Here is a 6,118-nt window from a genome sequence, read left to right as displayed (position 1 = left end):
CGCCGCCGGGCGGCTACTATTATCCCGCGCCGCCGTCTGGAGCCTATCCGGCGCCTCCGCCGCCCGGTCAGGCCGGGCCGCCCCCGGCCGCCGCCCCGGCGCCCGCCGCCTGCGGCTCCTGGTCCTGGGACTCGGCCAAGCAAGCCTACAACTGGGTTCCCTGCGCCACCTGAGCGGGGTGGGCGCGCCAGAGGCCGCGATGGCGTCTGGCGCGCTCCAAAAGCCTCTAGCGGCGCTCATCCAGGCGTCGGTCACCGCCGTCTGAATCTGAGGGCAGGGTGTCGCGGTCGAAGGCCTTCTGCTGATCGGGCGTCAGTTTGGCGTAGAAGGCGTTGACGGCGGCGCCTTGCCTTTTGAAGTCGAGGTCGTCCTGCGCCATGGTCGCCTCGATCAGTGCGATGCGGCGTGGCGTCGGCACCAGAGGGATCAGTTCGCTGGCCGCGCGATGGCGGGCCAGCATGTCCGGGCTCGGCGCGACCGCCCGCGTGTAGGCGCGCCAGTCGGGTTCCTGGTCGTCGGTCAGGCGCAGGTCGTCATGAAGGCGGATGAGTTCGGCGGTGACCGGCGGATCGCTTGGCGCGTGGCTTGGCGGCGGCCCGGGCGGCTGGCCCGCGAGAGCCGACCCGCCGATCACGGCTCCAAGGCAAAAACCCAAGACAATCCAACGCATCTCAGCAAGTCCTCACGCTAACGCCCTCGTGGCTGATTATCGCACGGCAAGGCTGTCCTTTGAAAGCGTTTGACCCTGTACGCGACGCCATCGGACAGGTCGCGCCAAACAGGGCTTGACCATGAGAACAAAAGGGGAATAAGAACGAAAACGGAACGCAATCGGCTTTGTCCACAAGCCCGCCCACAGAAGGATTGTCGCGATGGTTCGTCTGGCCCGAGAATCACTGGCCTTTGTGTCAGTGGCCAGCTTTGTCTGGATGATGTGCGCTGTGGCGGCTCACATGGGCTGACCGCCATGCGGATGGGAGAGGCGGCAGGCGTGAGCGGCGGGGACCCGAACGAGACTTCCGGGGGCTTCGTTCACTTGCGGGTGCGCTCGGCCTATTCGCTGCTGGAGGGCGCTATCAAGGCCGACAAGATCGGCGTGCTGGCGGCGGAAGCCGGAATGCCGGCCGTGGCGCTCACCGACCGCGCCAATCTGTTCGGGGCGCTGGAATTCTCCGTTACGACCAAGGAAGCTGGCGTCCAGCCGATCGTCGGCTGCGCGCTCCCAGTCACCGGAATCGGTGAGGCGCCGGCGGAGCGATGGGCCAAGACCCCGACCGTCGTGCTGCTGGCCCAGAACGAGCAGGGCTACGCCAACCTGAGCGAGCTCTCCTCGGCGGCCTTCCTGGAGATCGATCCGGCCGATGAGCCCCACGTGCCCTGGGCCAAGATCTGCACGCACGCCGAAGGCCTGATCCTGCTCTCCGGCGGCCCCGACGGCCCCGCCGACCCGCTGTTCACCGCCGGCAAGGCGAAAGAGGGCCGCGCGGTCCTGGCGGAGATGCACCGCGTCTTCGGCGATCGCTTCTATGTCGAGTTGCAGCGTCATGAGCTGGCGGGCGAGGCCGCGGCCGAACCGGATCTGGTGGCCTACGCCTATGAGGCCGACGCGCCGTTGGTGGCCACCAACGACGTCTATTTTAAGAACGCGGCCATGCACCTGGCGCACGACGCCCTGCTGTGCATCGCCGATGGCGCCTTCATCGGCCAGGACGAACGCCGCCGGGTGAGCGGCGAGCACTGGTTCAAGTCGTCGGCCGACATGCGGGCCCTCTTCGCCGACCTGCCTGAAGCTTGCGACAACACCCTCGACATCGCCCGGCGTTGCGCCTTCGCCGTACCCAAGCGCGACCCGATCCTGCCGCGGTTTCCGACCGAGGGCGGCCGCTCGGAGAACGAGGAACTGTCCCACCAGGCCCGCGAAGGCCTGAAGAGCCGACTGAAGATCAACGGCGCCGCCCACGAGCTGAAGATCTACGAGGAGCGGTTGGAGAAGGAGATCGGGGTCATCACCTCGATGGGCTTCGCCGGCTACTTCCTGATCGTCTCGGACTTCATGAAATGGGCGGTGGCGCATGACGTGCCGGTGGGCCCGGGACGCGGCTCCGGGGCCGGCTCGCTGGTCGCCTGGTCCTTGATGATCACAGGCCTCGATCCCCTGAAATACGGGCTGATCTTCGAGCGGTTCCTGAACCCCGAGCGGGTATCGATGCCCGACTTCGACATCGACTTCTGCCAGGAGCGCCGCGACGAGGTGATCACCTACGTCCAGCAGCGCTACGGCCGAGACCGCGTGGCCCAGATCATCACGTTCGGCACCTTGCAGGCCCGCGCGGTGCTGCGTGACGTAGGCCGCGTTCTGCAGCTGCCGCTGGGCCAGGTGGACCGGCTGGCCAAGCTGGTGCCGGCCAACCCCGCCAATCCGGTGACGCTGGCGAAGGCCATCGAGATCGAGCCCCGCCTGCAGGAAGCGCGGCGCGACGACGAGGCGGTGGCGCGGCTTCTCGACATCGCCCTGCAACTGGAGGGGCTCTATCGCAACGCCTCGACCCACGCCGCGGGCATCGTGATCTCCGACCGGCCGCTCACCCAGCTGGCCCCGCTATACCGCGACCCGCGTTCTGACCTGCCGGCCACCCAGTTCAACATGAAGTGGGTCGAGAGTGCTGGCCTGGTGAAGTTCGACTTCCTGGGCCTGAAGACGCTCACCGTCGTCAATAAGGCGATGAAGCATCTGGAGCGGCGCGGGGCGGGGTTCGCGCTGGAGACGCTGCCGCTCGACGACGCGGGCGCCTACGAGGTGATGGCCTCGGGCGCGACGGTGGGGGTGTTCCAGATGGAAGGGCAGGGGATGCGCGACACCCTGCGCCAGCTGCGCCCGCAGTCCCTGGAGGAGGTCACCGCCCTGATCTCGCTCTATCGCCCAGGGCCGATGGATTCGATCCCCGCCTATGTCGACACCAAGATGGGGCGCAAACCCCTGGACGTCCTGCACCCTCTGCTGACCGACGTGCTCAGCCCGACCTATGGGGTGATCGTCTATCAGGAACAGGTGATGCAGATCGCCCAGATCCTGGCCGGCTACTCCTTCGGGGAAGCGGACCTGCTGCGCCGCGCCATGGGCAAGAAGAAGAAGGAGGAGATGGACAAGCAGCGGGCGCGCTTCATGTCCGGCGCCGCGGAGCGCGGGGTCGACGGAAACCTGGCGGACCTGCTGTTCGGCCTGATGGAGAAATTCTCCGGCTACGGCTTCAACAAGTCGCACGCTGCGCCCTATGCGCTGATCGCCTACCAAACCGCCTGGCTGAAGGCGAACGCGCCGGTGGAGTTCTTCGCCGGCTCGATGAGCCTGGACCTGGCCAACACCGACAAGCTGTCGGTCTTCTACCAGGACGCCAAACGCAGCGGCGTGAAGATCCGCAGCCCGGACGTGAACCTGTCCAGCGCCGACTTCGACGTCCTGGATGGCGAGGTGCTCTACGCGCTGGGTGGCATCCGCAACGTCGGCCTGCAGGCCATGGAGCACGTGGTCGCCGTGCGGCGCGAGGGCGGGCCGTTCCGCGACGTCTTCGACTTCGTTGAGCGCGTCGATCCCAAGCAGGTGAACCGCCGGACCTTCGAGACCCTGGCGCGGGCCGGGGCCTTTGACGGCCTGAACCCCAACCGCGCCCAGCTGGTGGCCGCGTCGGAGGTGCTGGTGGGCCATGGCCAGGCGCTGGCGTCGGACCGGGCGGAGGGCAAGCGCAGCCTGTTCGGCGACGATCCCTCCAGCGCCCACCGTCCTCGCCTGCCGAAGACCGATCCCTGGTCGCCGGTGGACCGGCTCGACGAGGAATTGGCGGCGGTCGGCTTCTACCTCTCCGGGCATCCGCTGGACGACATGGTCGAGGCGCTGCGCCGCCGGCGCACGGACCTGCTCACCGATGCGATCGCCAAGGCCGAGGCTGGCGCCGAGGCCCTGCGCATGGCCGGCGTCGTTCGCCGACGCCAGGAACGCGCGGCCCAGGGCTCGGGCGAGAAGTTCGCCTTTGTGACGCTGTCCGATCCCACGGGCGAATATGAAGTGCTGTTCCCGCCGGAGAGCTGGCGGCGCTGCCGCGATCTGCTGGAGCCGGGCGCAGCGGTCTCGATCACGGTGCGGGCCCGGGCCAAGGACGGCGAGGTCCGCTTCTTCGGCGACTCCGCCGAGCCGGTCGCCAAGGCGGTGGAAAATGTGGTCGCTGGGTTGCGCGTCCACCTGGCCCCCCGCAGCGCCGAGATCGAGGCCCTAAAGAAGCGCCTGGAAGGTGTCACCAACCCGCGCGGCGGCGAGATTATACTGGTCGCCGGCGTGGGCGCCGGCCGCGAGGTGGAGTTGAAGCTGCCTGGCCGCTTCACCCTGGACGGGGCGGTGCGCGGCGCGATCAAGACCGCGCCGGGCGTCGTGTTCGTCGAGGACCTCTAGCTAGAACGGGTTATTCGCTGCATCCCACCTGGCCGCGGCGCCGTTGCGCTTCGCTTGGGCCTCAGGAGAGAAAATGCCGTTGTTCGGGGCCTCCTCGGCTCTCGCGGCCTGCCGCGCGCGCAGCTTGGCCGGCCGGTGGGTAGGGATCGGCGCTGGGCCTTGGCGGCTCGATGGGACGTAGGCTGCTCTGCGGCCCCGGAATACCAGGGATCGCCGCAATAAGGGGATCGGCGGGACTGGCTGAAATTGGGCGTGCGCAACGCCGCCGGCCACGCTCAGGGCCGCAGACAGGACCAGGACCTGTTTCATCCCTTTCCCGCAGATTGCTGGATGAAAGCTTACAACGCCAAGGCGACGCCTCAGGCGGGATTGCGCTACCGGGCATCCAAGCAGTTGATTTTTCCGGCTCAAACCCCTAAGTCCGCCGCTCCAAATCCACACGCAGGTGTTTGGCGACGCGGCGGGGAGACATCCCGCCCGCTTCCATTCCGGTCCTCCCCAAGACATCCGTCGGCGGGAGGCTTGCCTGCGGCGGTCAACCGGAAGAAGGACTAGATACCCATGGCACTGCCCGATTTCTCTATGCGCCAGCTCCTGGAAGCCGGCGCCCACTTCGGCCACCAGACCCATCGCTGGAACCCGAAGATGGAACGCTACATCTTCGGTAGCCGCTCCAACATCCACATCATCGACCTGTCGCAGTCGATCCCGCTGCTCCACCAGGCCCTGGTGAAGGTGCGCGAAGTCGCCGCGTCCGGCGGCCGGATTCTGTTCGTCGGCACCAAGCGCCAGGCCTCTGAGCCGATCGCCACGGCCGCGCGCCGCTGCGCCCAGTATTACGTGAACCACCGCTGGCTGGGCGGAACGCTCACCAACTGGCGCACCGTTTCCGGCTCCATCGCGCGCCTGCGCGAACTGGAAGGCGTGCTGGAGACCGAGACCGGCCGCACCAAGAAGGAGCTGCTGCAGCTGAAGCGCGAACACGACAAGCTTGAGCTGAGCCTGGGCGGCATCAAGGACATGGGCGGCATCCCCGACCTGATGTTCGTGATCGACACCAACAAGGAAGCCATCGCCATCCAGGAAGCGCGCAAGCTCAACATCCCGGTGATCGCGATCCTGGACACCAACTGCAACCCGGACGGCATCACCTTCCCGATTCCGGGGAATGACGATGCGGCCCGCGCGATCCAGCTCTACTGCGACCTGATGGCCGACTCGATCCTCGACGGCCTGGCCGCCGGCCAGTCGGCCGCGGGCGTCGACCTGGGCGCCTCGGAGGCTCCGATGGAGCCGGCCCTGGCCCGCTCGGACGCACCGGTCGAAGCCCGGCCTAAGAAGGCCAAGGTCGAGGCGCCGGCTGCGGTGGCCGCTCCGGTCACCGAGGCTGCGCCTGCGCCGGCGACTGAAGCCGCGCCGGAACCGGCCGCCGAGCCGGCCGTGGAGGCTGCTCCCGAGGCCGCCGCCGAACCGGTGGCTGAAGCCCCGACCGCTGAGGCTCCGACCGCTGAAGCGGCGCCTGCCGATACCCCCGCCGTCGAGGCGGAAGCTCCGGCGGCCGAAACCACGAGCGAAGAACAGGCCAGCTGAGACGCCAAAGCGTCTTATCGGCCGACTAGAATTCCCCTTTGGGGCGGAGTCCGTGAGGCCTCCGCCCGACCTCTATAGCTTTTGAAG

At 67.9% G+C, this 6,118-nt stretch carries 3 protein-coding genes and 1 pseudogene; 3 read left to right on the top strand and 1 reads right to left on the bottom strand.

Features of this window, described 5'->3' with window-relative positions; translation table 11 throughout:
- Positions 1 to 226: 226 nt before the first annotated feature.
- Positions 227 to 670 carry a Spy/CpxP family protein refolding chaperone gene (locus E8A12_RS20715; RefSeq protein ID WP_293372401.1) on the bottom strand — a complete coding sequence of 148 codons (444 nt, stop codon included), beginning with the start codon at positions 668 to 670 and terminating at the stop codon, positions 227 to 229.
- A gap of 202 nt (positions 671 to 872) precedes the next feature.
- Here E8A12_RS20715 and sidA point away from each other — a divergent pair, with 202 nt between their 5' ends.
- The 3 genes and pseudogenes from sidA to rpsB form a co-directional block, all read left to right on the top strand.
- Positions 873 to 962: a cell division inhibitor SidA gene (sidA, locus tag E8A12_RS20710; RefSeq protein ID WP_293372399.1), complete on the top strand. Its 90-nt coding sequence runs from the start codon at positions 873 to 875 to the stop codon at positions 960 to 962.
- A 29-nt stretch (positions 963 to 991) separates the two neighbouring features.
- Positions 992 to 4,441, top strand: a complete 3,450-nt coding sequence (gene dnaE / locus E8A12_RS20705) for a DNA polymerase III subunit alpha (RefSeq protein WP_293372397.1) — start codon at positions 992 to 994, stop codon at positions 4,439 to 4,441.
- Positions 4,442 to 5,002: 561 nt separating this feature from the next.
- Positions 5,003 to 5,818 (top strand): annotated as a pseudogene (rpsB, locus tag E8A12_RS20700) (30S ribosomal protein S2); the annotation flags it as partial.
- Positions 5,819 to 6,118: the final 300 nt, after the last annotated feature.

The sequence above is a fragment of the Phenylobacterium sp. genome (assembly GCF_004799395.1).
In the GTDB taxonomy this organism is placed as follows: domain Bacteria; phylum Pseudomonadota; class Alphaproteobacteria; order Caulobacterales; family Caulobacteraceae; genus Phenylobacterium.
The sequence above is the reverse complement of the archived record's forward strand: the minus strand, read 5'-3'. Positions and strand labels throughout refer to the sequence as shown.